Source organism: Thermomonas fusca, from assembly GCF_005862345.1.
Taxonomy (GTDB): Bacteria; Pseudomonadota; Gammaproteobacteria; order Xanthomonadales; family Xanthomonadaceae; genus Thermomonas; species Thermomonas fusca.
Map to the genome: position 1 here is coordinate 21,065 of NZ_SROY01000008.1, position 17,839 is coordinate 38,903.

The window sequence follows — 17,839 nt, forward strand, 5'->3', positions numbered from 1 at the left end:
AACCGCCCATAATTTCCTCGAACTGCCGACGATCTGCCCGCTATTTCTTCTGTCGTACTTTGCCAGCTCGGCGCGCCAGTCGGTTCCGGGTCCGCAGCTGCGTTGCCGACGGCTTGGATCCAGTCTTGTGCTTTGGCGCGGGTGAGATGGACGTCGGGATATCGACTGTACGCCTGAAAGGGGGTGGACGTGTTGGCGTCCAGCATACCCTGACCGAACGAATCACCTCGTTCCCGATTACGATCTCTGCGGTGGGCAAGACCCAGCGTTGTCGTGCAGGCGCCTTCCCGCCGGTCATCATAGACCTGAGTACATTCTCCAAACCTTGGGAATACGCCCGGGCAAGGATGGCTTCCAGCGCTCTAGTCACGTGGCGTCGCCCCGGGACCCCATCCAACGCATGGGATCGGGCAGCCTGAAGGGATCGGCTACAACCATCGTCGCGCACATCCAGACCTGAGATCACCCTGTCCAGCAACTCGCCGCAGAAACTGGCTGCCGTTGGGTCGACAGCAGAGAGGTTGAGCCAAGTGTTCTGGTCGCTGGACAACCCATGCGGAGCGATCAGGTATTCGGGGCGGTTGACGAGGTTCTGTTGGAGGGTCTGTCCTTCCTCCAGACCATTCAAGGTGGCGAGCTCGTGTGGGGTGGGAGTATCGGCAGGAAACGCTGCCACGGCATCTAGGGTTGCCTGAGCGAGCTTGGCGTGCATTGAGGCGGGGAGCGGCACGAACGTCAGTGGACGCTCGCCCCCCAGAAGGCTCCAGCTCCAGAACTCGCCTTCGGGTGGTTCCTGCCCAGCATCGGAAAACTCTTCCAGCTCGGCCGTGGGCTTGGCGGTTGTGAGCATGCCCTCGAGTTCAAGCGATTGGCGGGCCAGTGCAGCGTATCCAGGCATCCAGTCGGTATGCGGCGCGGGGACTACGAGCAGGCGGGACTTCCGCTCTTCGGCGGCCCAGTGCAGAAATCGGCTGGCCCATGCGTCGACTTCCGCCGCCGGGAAATGCCACATGTTGATCGAAGCCGTCCTGACCTCGAATGCGTCGTACCCGCACTCGCACCGACCAAGACGAAGATCCGGGTGAAAGCGTGCCCAGCAGGTTCGACCACACTGAGGACAGCCTGCGTGCAGCTTGGCGGCATGCCATGGACAGCGATCGATGAAAGGCAACTGGAAAAGCGCACAGTGGTAGCCATGGGCCGCGCAGAGAGGGCAATCGCGCAGTGGGAGGTTGTGGCGTTCTAATACACGCCCCGTGCGTAACGGGCTCCACACTTCTGGTGACCAATAGTCACCGACGCGCGTCGCTCGCAACCCAAGTGCGTGAAGCAGCCCCGATTTGGGGGCGCCAGGCCTTTGGGTCGCGGTCAGTGCGTCGGATGTCACTCGGTTGCGAATCCCTAGTGCCGTCAGCTCACCGCCCATCAGCCGGCCCAATTGCGTCATCCTCCGAAGCAGCCCGTAGCCGGAAATATAGGGATAGGGTTCGAGATCAGCGCCAAGGAGAGCCGGCAATGCCGGCCCTCCTTGAATGACGTCACGCCAGGCCATTACGCGGCCTCGTCATGGCCCATGTCGGGCATGCGCATCTTGGCCCGGACGAACTCCAGGCGGAGATAGCCGCTGGCCAGGAGGACGTGCCTTACCTGCTCAGGCGTGAAACCGTTGAAGTCCGATTTCTCGTGGGCAATGTCGGCGAGGAGCGAGTGCACGACCAAGGTAAACGTTGCCATCGGCCACGCGTCAGTTTCGGGCAGCTTGTACTCCGTGCGCAGCGATCGGACGCCCTCGAAGATCACCGGCGCATCCTTCGACAGGCACCAGCCGCGGTCGAACGCGTTCTTGGCGAAGTAGCGCGAGAACGGCATGTCCGGCGTCGGCCAGGCGACCGAACGGTCGTAACGCCCCAAGGCATGGGTGATTTCCGCAATCCCCATCAGCGGCCGGAACGGGGCAGTGTCCATGAACCAGCGGCGCACGGTATGGGACGGGCGTTCCAGCCAGTCGTCGCCGACATCGACACCCTCGGCATCACTCTGGCGAACCAGGACGAGGAACAGACTGAGGTTCTCGTCGAGCACCAAACCATCCAGATCCTCGAGGTACTGGTACTCGGCCTCGGTGATGCGCTGGGCGTTGTCGATGAAGAGCACCATGCGGCGTTGCCGCGCTTGGCCACAACGGGTGCGAATGAAATTCACCAGGCGTTCGAGGCCCAGGCCGGGATCCATGCGGATGGCGTTGACGAGCTTCAGGCGCCGGTTCATAGCGGTCCAGAACGCACGGTCTGAGCGACGAATGCCGCTGGGCATCACCATGCGCGCCGCGACGCCGATCTGCTGTTTCGTCTTGTTGTTCACCAGCCAGCGCGACGCATTGCCGGTCAGGTACTGCTGCGCAGTCGTCTTGCCGAGCCCGCCACCGCCGTACACCGAGCAACCGTGATGACCTTGACTGATATTGGAGAGGATGAAATTGGCGAGGTATTCGGTCGGCTTAGTATAGATCTGGTAGCTGTTGGGGATGAAAATGGGATGTTCGTTGTTGTCCATGAGTTCTCCTGGGCGCTTGCGCACCATGCGGGAAGGTGGAAAACCGGAGCTTCAGAAGTCGTTTTCGTCGTCGAGGCTGATCCAGCCACCCGGAGGGATCTTCATGGGGGCATTGATCGTCGGCGGACGTGAGCTAGGTGGCGTGCCGTTGTGGACCTGCTCCATGCGAGCAAGTTGATCCACTGCCTGCTGGGAGGTTGGCGCCTGTGCACGCAGGAATGCGACGTATGCTGCGATTGCGCAATCCGCGCCGGTGATGGAGAAGCCTGCCCTCAACTTCGACCACTGCATGACCATGGCCCGTGTGGTCTCATCGTGCGCTGTGCGGTTCCAGGGCGCGGCCGCCCGGACGGCGCACAGGGGCGTGGTGGCGGTGCGCATCAGCACGAACGATCGAAGGTCGTGGCGACGGACGCGGGCTAGCACCTTTTTACCGACCAGTTCCCACTTATGGTCCAAATCCGGACTGCGATAGCGCACGTACATGTAATTGACGTGTGGCATGACGCCTTCGTTGCGATTGCCGTGAACCGTTAGCGGCACCAGCACGCTCCCCATGTCGCTGGCATCTTCCTCGGCCGTGTCAGGCATGAAAGCGAAGGCCTTCGGCCCTTGCATCTGCAGGAACTGCAGCGGACTCAGGTCGCCCAGCGCGGGGTGGGGCGTTGCGTTGTAGTTCGCGATGATGACGTCCAGCAATTCTTCGAACGCATGCAACTGGATCGGATAGTCGTTCGGCGCGAAATTGCTGATACGGATCTTGTTCTCGCCCAGGCGCTTGGCGGGCTCGAAACCTCCCGGCACATCGCGGAGTGCGCCGCGCTCCAGGCGCGAGAAGAACTGCTCAACGATCGGGCGGGAACGTGGCTCGTGTGCACGCCCATAAAACAACATGCCGCCGCGGGCGCGGCAGAACGCCTGCTCAAAGTCCAAGGCCGAATGCGCCTTCGCGTTGTCCAGGGCCAGCAAGCGCGAACGCCATGACGAGTGTGCGCCCAGTGAGCCTGAGGGGAGGCCGGCGCCCGGTGCGTACTCCAAGCCAGGGATCGTCAGTTCCCGGCGTTTCCACGGCTGCAGGGAATTCGTGATGCAGGAGCCGAGATCGAGGTTGTTGTACGCCCTGCCGACGCGCAGGACCCAACCGACAATGACGCGGGATTCAACCTCGATCTCCACCAGCAGCCACATCGAAGTGATCTGGCGCTTGACCGAACCGCCATTGGGCAATGCCACGCCGAGGACGGCCTCGATATCGATGCGATGTCCGTCGATTTCCGTACGGGCGAACGGGCTTCCCCGGAAAATTCCCGACAAGGTGGAGGGCGGGGCATCGGCGGTGTCGAGATTGCCGACATCGGAGTGATCGATGCGGCGCTGGCGGATAAAGCGGAGCAGGGCACGACGCCCCTGATCCGCTTGATTCAGGGGATAGAAATCCCGCAAGTCCAAGCGTTTGAGCTCGGCCACGATCTTCGCGTGCAACCGATCGAAGGCCTTCGGCGGTCGCCCGGGTGGCAAGGGCTGCCCGAATTCGTCGATCCAGATCGCAATTTCGGGGCGCGCCGAGAGGAGCTGACTCATCGCATGCGGACCGGCCAGCCGCGGCATTTCCGCATCGCCTTCCTGTTCGCCGCGCTGATAGGTGCCCCATGGCACGCACACCCTGAACCCGTACGGTTGCCCGTCGTGCGCCAGTTGCGGGGCGCGTTTCACCATGGCGCGCAGGCGTTTATGGCACAACCCGTGCGCGTCAGCCGCACGGGTAATGCCCATGTCACCTGTGAGGACCGCCGTCAAGGCAGCGCACGCTTCCTTGAAGCGCGACCGGATCGATTCGGTGAGATCCGATTCCTTCGGTTTGTACCAGGCAGCAAGCTCCTCACTGGGGTAGCACGTGTAGAGGCTACGCACGGGCTATCTCCAAGACGGCGTCGGCAGCGCCCGGCAAATAGTCCACCAACCGCAACTCGCCGTGATGGATCATGCCGGCCACGACTGCACGCACGCTTGCAGGCGTGAAATCGAGTGTCTTGATGAGGCTCGACAGCGAGACACGTTCGCTGTTGGCGAGGCGAGCTCGGACCTGGTTCCGAATAAGCGAGCGCGTCGCCAGCCGGCCGTATTCCCACACCAACGGCAACAGTTCGAAGCCCGTCGCAAGCCAAGCCCGTGCGGAAAGCAATTCCAGCTCAGTGACATAGTGCAGCCGGATGCCATTGCGCTGGGCGGCGTCGTCGAGTCCGTTTCGATCCCGAATGGAGACGGTGCCCGTCGTGCTGCCAACGGCGCCTGCTTCGGGAACCACCAAGTAGAAGCGCTCCTCGCCCGACGTGTCGCGTGTCCAGAACGACACATCAATCTGTTGTTTGGCGGTGAATTGGATGCGCCGCGGACGCTCGACGTATTTCTGGATGGTGGGATCGAATTCGAGCTTGAGTGCCACTGCGGCGTTGACCGCGTCGGCGATCGTGACGACTCGCTGGTTGCGTGGCGAAAAGAAGACGAATACTTCGCGACGATTACGTTCGCCACGGGTCAGCTTGCGAGGGGTGTAGGACAGGTTCGGATCAATGGCATGCGATGCCACGGACGAAGCGCCCGCGGTCGCGGTGGTTCCAGCAGTCATGACAGCTCCTTCGCGCGCCGCTAAGGCGCACGGCAAGGGACCGGGGATTTCCCGGTCGAGTGGCAGTGAGAAAAGGCACAGCTCGCGCTCGCGAACGGCGCCTCGGCGCTCAGTGCACGGGTTCGGGCTCGAACCGGTAGCTCAGAACCATGCGGACAACGGACTGATGTACAGGTGGCAGCGGTATGCCGGTCCGCCCGGTACCTTCAAGTGGGTCTGGTAGTGGACGGGACGGAGCCGCTCGTTGTGCCTGTCGACGGCCTCGTCAAGGGCGGAGGTCACGGCGACCAACGGCATGCTGTTGGCCTCTTTGCGGTTGTTTTTCATCTGGGGATGTCCTTTATTAGGCTGCCAGAGGTAGCAGTTGACATTGCCCAGGAAAAGAACGATGCTGCGGGTGAGCGCCCTATGGCATCGCGGGACCCTGGCAGGGGTCCCGTTTCTTTTTCCGGGATTGGAAAGTTCGGCAATTAGTGAGTCGGACGTTGGTCGGCGCGTAGTTCCTCCTGGTTAGTTTCTTTAGTTTCTGTTGTTCCAGTTCGTAGCATCAGATTCGGTGTGCACGCCCATCGGCGGTGCTCGCTCCGAGGTCATGGCATCGGTTAGAGAGTGGGGAGTTGTTTTGCCCTAGAGCCAGACACCAAATCGCTCACGGTTCACCCGACTCCCGGCCGAGTGTGGCCAACCACAGCGCCACGTCCCTCGTCCGCGCGAACCTTCCGCGCCTTCCGGGTAGCAAAAAGGTCTCCACCGGCAGGTTCCCAGCCTGCAGAGCCCGCTGAAACGACCTCGCGCTGCGGAAGCCCAGGCAGTGTTGAAGAGACGTTCCCCCGACCAATTCCCCGTGGATGTCGACCATGGACCTGGCCACGTCGGGCGGTTGTGTGAGATGCGTCCGACTTCGCATGGCTTGTGGCGCCTAGTGACACGTGGTGGCCGATAGTGGCAGGCTAACTGGAGTGTCACTGATATGTCATTTCGGCTCATATGACACTCCAAGACCATAGTGATCAGGATTCAGCTGAGAAGCAGGTGCGCGCAAACCGGGCCGACGACATCGCCGTCCGCGTGCGATCTCGCCTTTGGGCCTGCGTGGTCTACGAATTGATGGCTGGGGCACGGTCCTGGGATGACCTCGATGCCTACTGGCTGCCGGAGATCGACCGCCACTTCCCGACCGAAGACCTGACCACAGACAGCCGCGGCCGGCGACGGCTCTTCCATCGCATCTACTATTCAGGGAGCAACCCGGGGGTCATTCGTGGCCTCAATGGACAACGTCTCATCGACGTTGTTCACGCCGATGCGGTTTTCCAGCTCGCGAAAGAACTCTATGAGTCGCCTTTCTGGACGCTCGCCGGAAAGCAGGAGATCCCCGGCGCCCTCGTGCGCCCGCTTCAGTTGGCCTTGATGGAGCGCCTAGGGTTGCTTCGATTGACTCCCACCGAACGCATCCTGGCTCGACGGGCTGGCCTCCCGAAAGCGATTCATGAGCACAGGAATCTCGGGCATACAAAACGAGCAGCGCTGGACGTGGCGCAGATCGGATCACTCGACGCCATCGCGCTGCTTTCGTGTGCGTTCTGTCTGGCCAAGGACGCTCTTTCGTTCAGGGAGGCGGATGTTTACCTTGATGCGATCCGCCGCGCCATTGGTGCTTTTGTCCGAAGATGGCGGATGGGGGAGGAAGCCCGCACGAGCCTTGTGGCGCTAGTTGAACGGCGAATAGTTAGGCGGACTGACGAGCCCATCAAACCGCAGCACTTCGGATTTTGGGTGCGAAAACGCGCCAAAGACTACGATCCGGAATGGGGCAAAGATGGCTTCATGTCCACCGACAGGCTCCGATACCCAGCCCAGCCAGAGTCGCCCATCGTTCGCGTCGACAATTCACTCTCCAGCTTCCTCGCGGCGTTTGAAGACCACTACAGTGTGTTGCGGACTGAACTCCTGGATGCGCTGCGAGCCTCGACAGCCAAGCACCAAGAGACCGACGACATAGCGTCATCGCCTATGGGGAACCTGACCGGGGTGGAACAGATCCGAGCTCGGATGATTGATAAGTTCATGCTTGATCTTCTCAATTCGCACGACGAAAACGCAGTAGACATGCTGACTCACATTCGGCAATTCCGCGTTGGTGGTGGGCTACCTCGAATGATCGGCGACCTCCTCGACTCTCCTCGGAGACTTAAGCGAGAGCGCTAACTGCCTAGTCGGGTGTTCGATCTGATGCGCTGTTTCTGCTCCCAGGATCGCCACGGGGCCAAGATTGACCTCTTGGAGCAATGGGCACAGACCACTGATCGCCTTTACGGGCTCGCTTCTGGCCGAAGGTGCACCCGGCAAGGAATCAGATCGGATCACGCACTCTGTCATCACGGAGCGCGCCGTGAAGGGGGCAGCGGGAGTAACAGCTCGCACAACAATGCGTCACCATCAGCGCCGCCCCACGGGCGGCGCTGCCATTTTGCAGGTTGCTAAACGCATTCCAGACGTGCACCCTGACTTCCCTTCGCAACCGTGCAGTGGCAGCCGTTCTATGACCGAGCAAGGGCTGTTGGGCCCCGGCCTCCGGACGTTTTTCCGCATAGCCGAAAAGTGGCAAATATCCCACGCCCAACAGTGCTTACTGTTGGGCTGCCAAGATCAACAGGCTCTAGATTCATTGCTAGACGGCGACTTTGCAGAGATGCCTCGTGATGTACTCGTCCGCATCAGCTACTTTCTTGGAATCTATAAGGCCCTGCACACCATCTTCCCCAATGAACACCAGGCTGACAGTTGGATGATCCGCCCAAACAGTGCGCCGCTATTTGCCGGGCGATCCGCGATCAACTTTGTAGCGGAAGAGGGCGTCGATGGATTGGCCGCTTTGCGAAAATATCTGGATGAGCAACTAGGTTAGTCGCGCAGGGCGGCTTGGTGAGCCATCGGAGACATTGGTGTGTAGATGAGGGTCGGCAGGGATTCGTGTAAAAACGGGCCGAAAGTGAGCTAACTGCCTGTCGCAGCTGGCTTTCTTGGCCGCTCCAGAAAATCGAGGGTTGGGCAGCACTCTCCCGCCGGCACTTGGGCGCACCGCGCTATTTTCTGTTCGAGATCCCTCTCCAGCTGTCGCAGCTCGCGGATTCGTAGACGGACATCGACGAGCTTTCGCTCGGTCAGCTGACGGGTCTGCTCGCAAGAACGTTCGCCTGTGATCTCTAGCAGGCCAGCGATCTCGTCGAGGCTGAATCCCATCATCTGAGCGCGCCGGATGAACTGAAGCCGATTGACATCGTTTTCGTCGTAACGACGCACGCCTCCTATGGGTCGCTCGGGTTGACGCAGCAGCCTACGTCGCTGGTAGTAGCGCACGGTTTCGACGTGCACATCGGCCGCCGCCGCCAGCCGGCTGATCGTAAACGTGTTCGGACGCACGGCTTGACTCCGTACTTAGGTACAGAGGCTAGTATGCTCTGATGCAAACAACCCCGGCCAAATCGTCTGTTCCAGCCATCGTTGGCGCGAGCATCGCCGCCATTGGCGCATCGGTCTGCTGCGTCGTGCCGCTGGTGCTGGTCCTGCTGGGCATCAGTGGCGCCTGGATCGGCACCCTGACAGCTCTCGATCCCTTGAGGCCCTGGTTCAGCGCCGCCGCCGTACTGTCCTTGGCCGTGGCGTTTTGGATGCTGTATCGACCGGCGGCACGGTGCGGTGTGGATGGCAGTTGCATCGCCCCGGACGCTCTGCGACGCAGGCGACGTTGGCTCTGGTTGGCGACAGCCCTCATCGTCCTGTTGCTGCTGTTTCCCTATTACATCGTCTGGATTCTGTAGGAGGCGCGATGCACAAGTGGATACTGGCCCTGGTGGCTGCTCTGTCGGTCGGTGCCGCTCTTGCGACGCCCGCAACCGTAGTGATGCTCGATGCTGAGAACATGACCTGTCCCGCCTGCGGCATCACCATCAGGAAGGCGCTGGAGAAGGTGCCGGGCGTGGCCGATGTGAAGGTGGACACCCGGGCTGAAACAGTCACGGTGACGTTCGAATCGAGCCAGACGGATGCAGCCGGAATCGCGCGTGCAGTCACGGAAGCAGGCTTCCCGGCCAAGGTGCGGACTGGCGGTGAGTGACGTCAAGCTGGAAAGCATCTTGACCTGCCCGGAGTGCGGCCATCGGGCGACCGAGACAATGCCCATCACAGTGTGTCAATTCTTCTATGAGTGCACGGGCTGTGGAGCGGTTTTGCGTCCGCATCAAGGCGACTGCTGTGTGTTCTGCTCGTTCGGAACAGTGCCATGTCCACCGATCCAACAGAACAATCCCTGTTGTGGTTGAACCGCGGACTCCGATAATAGTTGGACAGACAGGCTGCGAGATCGACTGTGCCACCCTGGAAAGCGCGCCGCTCAACCAGCGGTGTGCATGCGAAGTGGTCGACATCCTCCGTCTGCACGAGTCGATCCGGGGTGCCTTTCCGGAGTTCACGACTGATCCCGCCGTACACGCGCACTTATTTTCACCCTATGCCTTGTTCGTTGATCGGCCCGCGTTGGAGGCCATGGGACGAGTCGCGGCGGCGGTCTTCGACGTCGCAGGAAACCCGGGATATAGCCAACGGGTCCTGCAATGGGCCCCTGACATTGCAACCCATGATCCGGGTTCAGCGGGGGGCGTCCTGGGTCTGGACTTTCACCTGACGGTCGATGGGCCGCGGCTGATCGAGGTCAACACCAATCCAGGCGGTCTGCTCCTCAATGCCTTGTTGCTCGATGCCGTGCGGTCTTGCGCGCCGCCAGCATGGGCCACCTGGACCAACGCGGCCCAAGCGCGTGATGCGGCCGTCACGGCCTGGATGGAGGATGCTCGGCAGCAATCCGGGCGCACGCCGTCGCGCCTGGCCATCGTGGACAGCACTCCGCGAGCGCAGTTCCTTTACCCCGAGTTTGAGCTGTACGCGAACGCGTTTCGGGACCATGGCGTGGACTGCGTGATCAGCGCTCCCGAGGATTTGTCGTTTGGTTCGGACGGGCTTGAGGATGCCCACGGTCGAATCGACACTGTCTACAACCGGTTGACCGATTTCGCGCTCGAGGATGCCTCGCATGCAGACATTCGTGAGGCTTACCTGGCAGGGGACGTCGCGCTGATGCCGCATCCCCGAGCACACGCGCTGTTTGCCGACAAGCGCAACCTTGCGGTGCTCGGGGACCCGGCTCTGCTCGGCGGGTTCGGGGTCGATGCGGGTTCGACGGCACTGCTGGGCCAGGTGATCCCGCCCACGGTCGAACTCGTGCCCGCGAACCGGGATGCGTTGTGGGCAGTGCGCAACGGATATTTCTTCAAGCCTGCAGCAGGGTTTGGCAGCCGTGGGAGTTATCGGGGCGACAAGTTGACCCGGCGGACTTGGGCGTCTATGGCGTCGGCGACCTACATCGCACAGGCCTTCGCACCACCGAGCATGCGGATCGTGCATGGGGGCCAGTCCCTCAAGGCGGATGTGCGCTGCTTCGCGTCCGAGGCGGGTGTCCTGTTGTTCGCGGCCAGGCTGTACCAGGGCCAGACCACGAACATGCGCACCCCCGGTGGTGGATTCGCAGCGGTGCTCACGTCGTCACGGATCGAGGAGTGATTCCCCACCGGAGCCGACCCTTGGGGCGTGTCGTGGCTACAGCCAGGCGAGTGCCGATTCAGCCAGTTCGCGCTCCTCATCGATCGCGACGTTCCATATGCTCGGCCCGCCCCCGCGGTCGATCCGCGTGGCTCCAGCATCGTTGACGTCAGGTGCCAGCGCCAGGCCGAGCCAGGCCAGTCGCGCGACGATGCGAGCCCGCAAAACCGGCGCGCGATGGCCGATGCCGCCGGAAAAGACGACATGGTCGAGACCGCCAATTGCCGTGGCCATGGCCGCGATGGACTGCGCAATCCGGACTGCAAAGAGCTCCACGGCAAGCTGGGCCTGCGGGCCGGGACCCGTCAGCAACACGCGCATGTCGCCATGGCCGGCGATTCCGGCAAGGCCTGCACTGCGGTACAGGCCGTCTTCAAGCGCCTGCGCATCCAGGCGTTCATGCCTCAGCAGATACAGCAACGCGCCGGGATCGAGATCTCCGGAGCGGGTAGGGCTCGGAATTCCACCCAGCGGAGTGAGCGCCATGGTGGTGTCGCGGCTGCGGCCGCCCTCGACGGCGCAGACGCTGCAGCCACCCCCCAGATGCGCGAAGACAGCGCGGCCCTTCAGGATTCCAGCGTCGTGGCTGGCCACTATGCGGAGCGCGGAGGCAAAGGCGAGTCCATGGAAACCGTAGCGGCGGATGCCCAGCGCATCCCATGCTTCAGGGACAGGCAAGCGCCGGCTCCAGGGCGCGAGCGACGCGTGGAAGTCGGTGTCGAAGGCCACGCCTTGGCGCGCGTGCGGCCAACGCATGCGCGCGGCACGCGCGAAAGCGAGGGCTACCGGCTGGTGCAAGGGTGCGAACGGCACCAATGCATCCAGTTTCGCGAGCACGGTTTCGTCGAGCTCGCGGGCGTCGTGCAGGTCACCGCCATGTACGATTCGGTGCACCACCACGTCGGGGCTGGGCCACGGCTCCGACAATGCCTCGAGCAGGGTGGCAAGGCGCTCCTGTGCATCCACGCCGACTGGAATTTCGGCCCGGGAGCGCTCGAGCAGACGAGACTGCGCGCCGTGTCCCTCAGTGTTGAACAGATAGGACGCGCCCTTGAGGGTGGACGAGCCAACGTTGAGTGCAAGAAGCCGGCGCGTGGTCACAGGTGTCCCCGAATCATGTTCATGGGGACCGCACCGCCCGGCGCAACAACTGCGCATTGATTGCCACAACGACGGTGCTCAGCGACATGAGCACTGCCCCAAGCGCAGGTTGCAGCAGGATCCCCCATGCGGCGAGAACGCCAGCGGCGAGAGGGATGGCGACGATGTTGTAGCCGGCGGCCCACCACAGGTTCTGGATCATCTTGCGATAGGTGGCCTTGCTCAATTCGATGATCGCTGGCACGTCGCGCGGGTCGCTGCGCACGAGTACGACGTCGCCGGCCTCGACCGCGACGTCCGTCCCTGTGCCGATGGCGATGCCGACGTCGGACGTGAGCAGCGCCGGAGCGTCATTGACACCGTCACCCACCATCGCGACGCGCTTGCCCTGGGCCTGCAGCTCCTCGATCTTCGCCACCTTGTCCTCGGGCAATACCTCGGCGAAGACGATGTCGATATTGAGTTCCTTCGCGACCGCGTTGGCGACGGCCTTAGAATCCCCAGTCAGCAGGACAACCTCGAGTCCGCTGTCGTGCAGGCGCTTGACCGCATCGAAGGATTCGGGACGGATGGCGTCAGCAATCGCGAACACTGCGAGCACCCGCTCACCTTCAACCAGATAGGTTGCAGACTGACCATCGGCTGCCGCTGATTCGGCGGCCCGCCGAAGCGTCTCCGGCGGTTCGACGGCGAGCATTCTCAGGAGCCCCGGCCCGCCAACGTGAAGCGAGCGCTCCTCGACGACTGCGCGTACGCCGCGACCTGGCATGGACTCGAAGTCCTGCGACATCGGAACGTCGATGCCATGTTCCTTTGCGCTGGTCATCAGTGCCTGCGCGATCGGATGTTCGGCATCGCGCTGGACGGACGCGGCCACGCGAAGCACCTCGTCGTCGGTGAGTCCTTCGGCGGCGGTGGTCTTCACGACGCGATGGGAACCGAGGGTGAGCGTACCTGTCTTGTCGAACACGACCGTGTTCAGCAGACGGGCCTCTTCGAGGCCGCGTCGATCGCGCACGAGCAGGCCGTTCCGGGCGCCAATCGTGGTGGAAATGGCGGTCACCAGCGGGATGGCCAGACCCAGCGCATGGGGGCAGGCGATCACGAGCACGGTCACTACGCGCTCGATCGTGAAGCTCCACGGTCGACCGAGGAGTGGCCAGACGATGGCGGTGATGGCGGCGGAGACGATGGCGATGATCGTGAGGTAGAACGCCGCCCGGTCCGCCAGGGCCTGGGCACGCGAACGCGACGTTTGGGCCTGCTCGACAAGCCGCATGATGCCCGCGAGCGCGGTCTCGTCGCCGGTGCCTGTCACTTCGACCCGCAGCGAGCCTTGTCCGTTGACGGTGCCGGCGATCACCTGGTCGCCCGCCGACTTGTCCATCGGCTTGGACTCACCGGTGATCATCGCTTCGTTGACGGCGCTGGTGCCTTCCTTCACTACGCCGTCGGCGGGAATGCTCGCGCCGGGCCTGATGAGCAGCAGGTCACCGCGCTTCAGTTCTGCGACAAGGACTTCCTTCGCGGTACCGATCTCATCCAACCGCACCGCCATATCAGGCAGCAACTTGGCGAGTTCCTTGAGAGCGCCCTGTGCCTGGTTGATCGAACGCATCTCGATCCAGTGGCCAAGCAGCATGATCGCCACCAGCGTCGCCAGCTCCCACCACAGGTCCAATCCCTCGACAACGCCGAGCGTGACCAGCGCGCTGTAAAGGAAGGCGACGGTGATCGCAAGCGAGATCAGCGTCATCATGCCCGGCAGGCGATTTCTCAGCTCGTGGTATCCGCCGCGGAGGAACGGCCAGCCGCCGTAGAAATACACGATCGTGCCGAACACCGCCGGGATGTACGCCGACCCCGGGAACTGGGGTGCGGTGTAGTCGAACCAATGCTGGATCATCCCGCTCCAGATCAGCGTGGGGATGGTCAGCAGCAGCGTGAGCCAGAACTTGTCGCGGAAGCTCGCCACGCTGTGGCCGGCATGCTTGTCGTGCCCGGCATGGACGTCGCCATCGGCACCTTTGGGAGGATGCGGCGGTTGCTCGCCATGCGCCTGATGATCTTGATGATGAGTGTGTTGCGCCATGGGTCTGCCTTCCTGGATGCAGATGCAATGATGCATCAGTGGCGAGATGGATCAACCTGACGGTCTGACGCGCCTGGTCAGAACTTCATCGCCGACCCATCCCCGCGCGAGTCGGCACCGCCTTCGAAGAAGCCGGTGCGGCGGTCGAACCGGATCGTTTGGGCGTGGCCCAGCGAGCCCTCCCAGCGCGGGGCCTCGATGGCGTGCTGCTCGTGGAAGCCGAGGTCGATCATCCGTGTGGGCAGGGCCCGCCTGGGTCTGCGGCTGGCCTTCGCGACCCTTGGTGCCGCAGGCCATCACCGACGCACCGTCCCTGAGCAGCATGGCCGGGATGATGGCGTGGAAAGAGGGTCTTGCAAGGCTCGAGCCGGTTCGGGTGGCGGTCGTCGCGCGAGAAGAAGCTGCCGCGGTTCTGCATCAGCACGCCGGTGTCGCCGGCGACACGGCCGAGCCGAAATCGTGGTAGATCAACTGAACGTTCGACACCACAAGGCCGTCGCCGTCGGTGGCGCAGAAATAGACGGTGTCGCCGTCAGCTGGCCGGCGGTCGGCAGCGGGACCGTAGCGCAGGCCCGGCTCGACCCCGCCGATCGGTAGCGCACGCGCAGGATCGATCAGCGCGCGGCGCTCGTCGGCGTAATGCTTCGACAGCAGCTTCTGCAGTGGGATGTCGACGAAGCTCGAATCGCTCAGCCATTCGTCGCGATCGGCGAAGGCGATCTTCACCGCTTCCACGATGTGGTGGTAGTAGCCGGGGCTGCCTTCGCCCGAGCACGCGACGTCGATCAAGCCACCGCAGCCCCGCGCGAACAAGACTTGACAGAGGTCGCGCGCGTGCCCGTCGGCAAGGCTCCGGTCCAGGTCGGCTTCACCCCGGATGGACGCCACTGCTACGTTTCCCTGCGCGACGAGAACAGCGTAGCCGTGACCGACACCCCAGGCCGGCGTGTCATCACCAAAGTCCCGTTGGGGCCCCGCCTGATCCAACTTTTCGCTCTGCCCAACGGACGTGAGTTCTACGTCGTCAATCAGGGAACGGAAGAGTCGCCCGCCAACCCCGTGTCGGTCATCGACACCACGACTCAGAAGGTGATCCCTGAGATCATCACCTTGGCGGGTGCTCATGGAGTCGCCGTCAGCACAGCGGCCACAGGGTCTTCGTCGTCAACAGTTTCGCCGACATTGTTTCGGAGATCGACCCCGAAACCCCTCGCGCGGCGCGCACCATTCCGGTGGGATCCGGTCCCGGCGGAATCACGGTCGGCAAGGGGCCGAGATAGCAGATGTCAGGCACGGTCTTGCTGGATGAGTCCGCCTGGCGAAGGTTGGCCGGTGTACTTGTAGTCCTGCCGCAAGAGCGTCCCAAGGTATAATAGCGATGCTGGCCCTGCTCCCAAAGAGCCCGACGATGGCTAAACCCGGTTCTGGTCATTCGGGGCACACGCCTGCGACGACCGACAAGCGAGCGCTGGCCATTTCGGGCTGGCTGACCGGCGTCTACTTCGTGATTGAACTGGGGATCGGGCTCTGGACGGGCTCCGTCGCGGTCACTTCCGACGCTTTCCACACCTTCTCCGCTGTCGGCGGCGTCCTCATCGCCTTGGTCGCGCTACAGCTCGGGGAGCGCAAATCCAGCCCCGCCCGGACATTCGGTTATGTGCGCGCAGAGATACTGGGCGCCCTATTCAACGGCCTGTTCCTCGCGATCATGGCCCTGTTCGTCTTCGGGATGGGCGCGATGCGGCTGAGGGAGCCCATCGATCTGCCGACGACGCCCATGCTGATCGCCGCGGCCGGGGGCATCGCTACGGAATTGGTCGCGCTCTGGCTGCTCTACGAGCGACAGAAGGCCGACTTGAACCTCCGCGGCGCCTATTGGCATATCCTCCAGACTTTCGTCGGCAGCTTCCTGATCATCGTGTCCGCCCTGGTGATCCGCTTCACGGGCTTCCTGGCGATCGACCCGCTGCTGGGGATGGCGTTCGGAGTAGTGCTCCTGTGGGCGTCATGGGGGATCACGAAAGACGCTCTCCACATCCTCCTGCAAGGCACGCCCCAGGATCTCGATCTGCACGCCGCGATCGCCGCGATTCGTGAACTGGAGGGCGTCACCGACGTCCACCACGTCCACGCATGGAGCCTGACGTCGGGCGTCAATGTTTTCTCAAGCCATGTCAGGGTGCGCAGCATGGCGGAAGGCGACCGCGTGCTGCGGGAGGTGAGCGGCCTCCTGCGCGAGCGATTCCAAATCTACTTCTCGACCACCCAGATCGAGGACCGCTGCCTTGCGACCGAAGAGGAGGCGACCGCGATCGAATAACGCGGCGTGAGCCCGGTATCGGCGCGACAACTGGCGCTCCACAAGCTGGCCGCGGATTAGACGGAATCCCAGAAGCAGAAGAGGAGTCAAGGCATGCAGCGCGAGGACAGGAACGCCGCATCCGTGCGTGCACGAATGCGCCAAGAGGCGATCAGCCGGTGGGAGAACGATGGCGGATCTGTAGCGGATTGGTTTCCTCCCCAGGAGGGCCGGACAGTCATCGGCGAAATCGGAGAAACCGAAGAGAACGGCAATCGCGGTCGCCTCGTCGCGTCCGTCCGCGCCCTGAGCGATGCGACATTACATCGAGGGTGACGCCCTCTACGCCGATCTGCGCGCGGATATCGCGGCGGCCCGTTCCACCATCCGTCTGGAGTCCTACATCTTCGCGGACGATGAGGCCGGAGAACCGATCCTCGATCTCCTGGCCAGTGCGGCCGCGCGCGGAATACTGGTCCGATTGCGCATCGATGCCGTCGGCTCCTGGGGCATGCTTTCCAGTGCGCGGCTGGCCGCGTTGCGCTCCGCCGGGGTCCAACTGCACTGGAGCCGCCCCTGGTCGTGGAGGCGGCCGTTGGCGTACCATCGGCGCAACCACCGCAAACTGCTGGTCGTGGACGACACGGCCGCCTATCTGGGCGGCTTCAACATTCATCGGGACAGTTCGGCCGCCGCCGTCGGCCCCGGCCGGTGGCGCGACACCCACCTGCGGTTCGAGTGTGAACTCGTGCAGGATGCCATCCGCCACTTCGATGCCTACCCGCGCGCGCCCTGGCCACCGGTAACGCACTCCGGCCGGCAGCTGGTGCCCAACAGCAACCGCCGCTGCCGGCACGTATTGCACTGCGAATTCACCGATGCGTTCCGTGCAGCGCGTCACCGGATCTGGCTGACCACTCCCTACTTCGTCCCCGACCAGCACAGCCAAGCGGCGCTGCGCGACGCTGCCAGGCGAGGCCTGGACGTGCGCTTGCTGGTGCCGGGCAAGAGCGACGTTCCCATCACCCAGTGGGCCGCGCGCGCCGCCTATGGCAGCTTGCGGGCGGCGGGCGTACGGATCTGGGAGTACCAGTCCCGCGTCCTCCATGCCAAGACGGTTTTGGTGGATGACGACTGGGCGACGGTGGGTACGGCGAACTTCGATTACCGCAGCTTCTTCGTCAACGATGAGCTCAATCTGTTCGAACACGGACCGGCGCTGAATGGACAGCTTGCCGGCCAGTTTCTACTGGACCTGGACGACGCTGCCGAAGTCACCGAAGACTGGTCGCGGCGCAGGCCATGGCACTCGCCGGTTACCCAACTGATCGGTTGGTGGGCACGCCGCTGGCTCTGACGACACCCGGAGTGGGTGCGCCAAGACCGCAGGGGCGGACTTGGCCGGGGCGGCGCCCCGTCGAATCCGTTGTGTCGCGGCTGCCCGTCGTTCCGGTGTCGTCGCGCAACCGGCCCGCTGGCATTGCGTCGTCATCGCTGACACTGCCTGAAGCCC

The 17,839-nt window shown here is 63.2% G+C and carries 19 protein-coding genes and 1 pseudogene; 10 read left to right on the top strand and 10 right to left on the bottom strand.

Annotation, left to right across the window (positions count from 1 at the left end; translation table 11 throughout):
• Window positions 1-40: 40 nt before the first annotated feature.
• The 5 genes from E5S66_RS13675 to E5S66_RS12985 form a co-directional block, all read right to left on the bottom strand.
• Window positions 41-1,012, bottom strand: a complete 972-nt coding sequence (locus E5S66_RS13675; protein ID WP_212745363.1) for a hypothetical protein — start codon at window positions 1,010-1,012, stop codon at window positions 41-43.
• 539 nt (window positions 1,013-1,551) lie between these two features.
• Window positions 1,552-2,553, bottom strand: coding sequence for an ATP-binding protein (locus tag E5S66_RS12970; protein WP_138349911.1), 1,002 nt, complete (start codon window positions 2,551-2,553; stop codon window positions 1,552-1,554).
• A gap of 51 nt (window positions 2,554-2,604) precedes the next feature.
• The gene (locus E5S66_RS12975) at window positions 2,605-4,464 is read right to left on the bottom strand and encodes a hypothetical protein (RefSeq protein ID WP_138349913.1); all 1,860 of its coding nucleotides are present in this window, start codon (window positions 4,462-4,464) and stop codon (window positions 2,605-2,607) included.
• Entirely contained in the window at window positions 4,457-5,179 is a 723-nt protein-coding gene (locus E5S66_RS12980) for a hypothetical protein (protein WP_138349915.1), read from the bottom strand. Before E5S66_RS12980 ends, E5S66_RS12975 begins: the two co-directional genes overlap by 8 nt.
• Before the next feature lie 141 nt (window positions 5,180-5,320).
• Window positions 5,321-5,506: a hypothetical protein gene (locus E5S66_RS12985; protein WP_138349917.1), complete on the bottom strand. Its 186-nt coding sequence runs from the start codon at window positions 5,504-5,506 to the stop codon at window positions 5,321-5,323.
• A 660-nt stretch (window positions 5,507-6,166) separates the two neighbouring features.
• On the opposite strand from E5S66_RS12985, the gene E5S66_RS12990 reads away from it, so the two are divergent.
• Both E5S66_RS12990 and E5S66_RS12995 read left to right on the top strand, forming a co-directional pair.
• Window positions 6,167-7,387 carry a hypothetical protein gene (locus E5S66_RS12990; protein WP_138349919.1) on the top strand — a complete coding sequence of 407 codons (1,221 nt, stop codon included), beginning with the start codon at window positions 6,167-6,169 and terminating at the stop codon, window positions 7,385-7,387.
• A 64-nt stretch (window positions 7,388-7,451) separates the two neighbouring features.
• Window positions 7,452-8,087 (top strand): antitoxin Xre/MbcA/ParS toxin-binding domain-containing protein, encoded by a 636-nt coding sequence (locus E5S66_RS12995; RefSeq protein WP_138349921.1) that lies wholly within the window; start codon window positions 7,452-7,454, stop codon window positions 8,085-8,087.
• An 89-nt stretch (window positions 8,088-8,176) separates the two neighbouring features.
• On the opposite strand, the gene E5S66_RS13000 is transcribed toward E5S66_RS12995, so the two are convergent.
• The gene (locus tag E5S66_RS13000) at window positions 8,177-8,602 is read right to left on the bottom strand and encodes a MerR family transcriptional regulator (protein WP_043766636.1); all 426 of its coding nucleotides are present in this window, start codon (window positions 8,600-8,602) and stop codon (window positions 8,177-8,179) included.
• Window positions 8,603-8,643: 41 nt separating this feature from the next.
• Here E5S66_RS13000 and E5S66_RS13005 point away from each other — a divergent pair, with 41 nt between their 5' ends.
• The 4 genes from E5S66_RS13005 (at window position 8,644) to E5S66_RS13020 (ending at window position 10,795) form a co-directional block, all read left to right on the top strand.
• Window positions 8,644-9,000 (top strand): mercuric transporter MerT family protein, encoded by a 357-nt coding sequence (locus tag E5S66_RS13005; RefSeq protein WP_017355168.1) that lies wholly within the window; start codon window positions 8,644-8,646, stop codon window positions 8,998-9,000.
• Between the two features lie 8 nt (window positions 9,001-9,008).
• Window positions 9,009-9,296 (top strand): heavy-metal-associated domain-containing protein, encoded by a 288-nt coding sequence (locus tag E5S66_RS13010; protein ID WP_017355169.1) that lies wholly within the window; start codon window positions 9,009-9,011, stop codon window positions 9,294-9,296.
• Window positions 9,226-9,501, top strand: coding sequence for a GDCCVxC domain-containing (seleno)protein (locus E5S66_RS13815; RefSeq protein ID WP_484421928.1), 276 nt, complete (start codon window positions 9,226-9,228; stop codon window positions 9,499-9,501). Before E5S66_RS13010 ends, E5S66_RS13815 begins: the two co-directional genes overlap by 71 nt.
• Window positions 9,502-9,595: 94 nt before the next feature.
• Window positions 9,596-10,795 carry a hypothetical protein gene (locus E5S66_RS13020; RefSeq protein WP_036196073.1) on the top strand — a complete coding sequence of 400 codons (1,200 nt, stop codon included), beginning with the start codon at window positions 9,596-9,598 and terminating at the stop codon, window positions 10,793-10,795.
• Window positions 10,796-10,831: 36 nt separating this feature from the next.
• On the opposite strand, the gene E5S66_RS13025 is transcribed toward E5S66_RS13020, so the two are convergent.
• The 4 genes from E5S66_RS13025 to E5S66_RS13035 form a co-directional block, all read right to left on the bottom strand.
• Window positions 10,832-11,935 carry an acetate kinase gene (locus tag E5S66_RS13025; protein WP_171033568.1) on the bottom strand — a complete coding sequence of 368 codons (1,104 nt, stop codon included), beginning with the start codon at window positions 11,933-11,935 and terminating at the stop codon, window positions 10,832-10,834.
• 19 nt (window positions 11,936-11,954) lie between these two features.
• Window positions 11,955-14,027 carry a heavy metal translocating P-type ATPase gene (locus E5S66_RS13030; protein WP_246037241.1) on the bottom strand — a complete coding sequence of 691 codons (2,073 nt, stop codon included), beginning with the start codon at window positions 14,025-14,027 and terminating at the stop codon, window positions 11,955-11,957.
• Between the two features lie 77 nt (window positions 14,028-14,104).
• Window positions 14,105-14,260, bottom strand: a complete 156-nt coding sequence (locus E5S66_RS13680; protein WP_212745364.1) for a hypothetical protein — start codon at window positions 14,258-14,260, stop codon at window positions 14,105-14,107.
• A 184-nt stretch (window positions 14,261-14,444) separates the two neighbouring features.
• Window positions 14,445-15,152: a gamma-glutamyltransferase gene (locus tag E5S66_RS13035; protein ID WP_212745365.1), complete on the bottom strand. Its 708-nt coding sequence runs from the start codon at window positions 15,150-15,152 to the stop codon at window positions 14,445-14,447.
• A 29-nt stretch (window positions 15,153-15,181) separates the two neighbouring features.
• Between E5S66_RS13035 and E5S66_RS13940 the strand changes: the two are divergent.
• The 4 genes and pseudogenes from E5S66_RS13940 to E5S66_RS13055 all read left to right on the top strand — a co-directional run.
• A pseudogene (locus tag E5S66_RS13940) lies at window positions 15,182-15,307 on the top strand (hypothetical protein); the annotation flags it as partial.
• A 98-nt stretch (window positions 15,308-15,405) separates the two neighbouring features.
• Window positions 15,406-16,347 carry a cation diffusion facilitator family transporter gene (locus E5S66_RS13045; protein WP_212745366.1) on the top strand — a complete coding sequence of 314 codons (942 nt, stop codon included), beginning with the start codon at window positions 15,406-15,408 and terminating at the stop codon, window positions 16,345-16,347.
• A 93-nt stretch (window positions 16,348-16,440) separates the two neighbouring features.
• Complete coding sequence (locus E5S66_RS13050; protein WP_138349927.1) at window positions 16,441-16,662, top strand: hypothetical protein; 222 nt, start codon at window positions 16,441-16,443, stop codon at window positions 16,660-16,662.
• Window positions 16,640-17,683: a phospholipase D-like domain-containing protein gene (locus E5S66_RS13055; protein WP_138349929.1), complete on the top strand. Its 1,044-nt coding sequence runs from the start codon at window positions 16,640-16,642 to the stop codon at window positions 17,681-17,683. Before E5S66_RS13050 ends, E5S66_RS13055 begins: the two co-directional genes overlap by 23 nt.
• Window positions 17,684-17,839 lie beyond the last annotated feature (156 nt).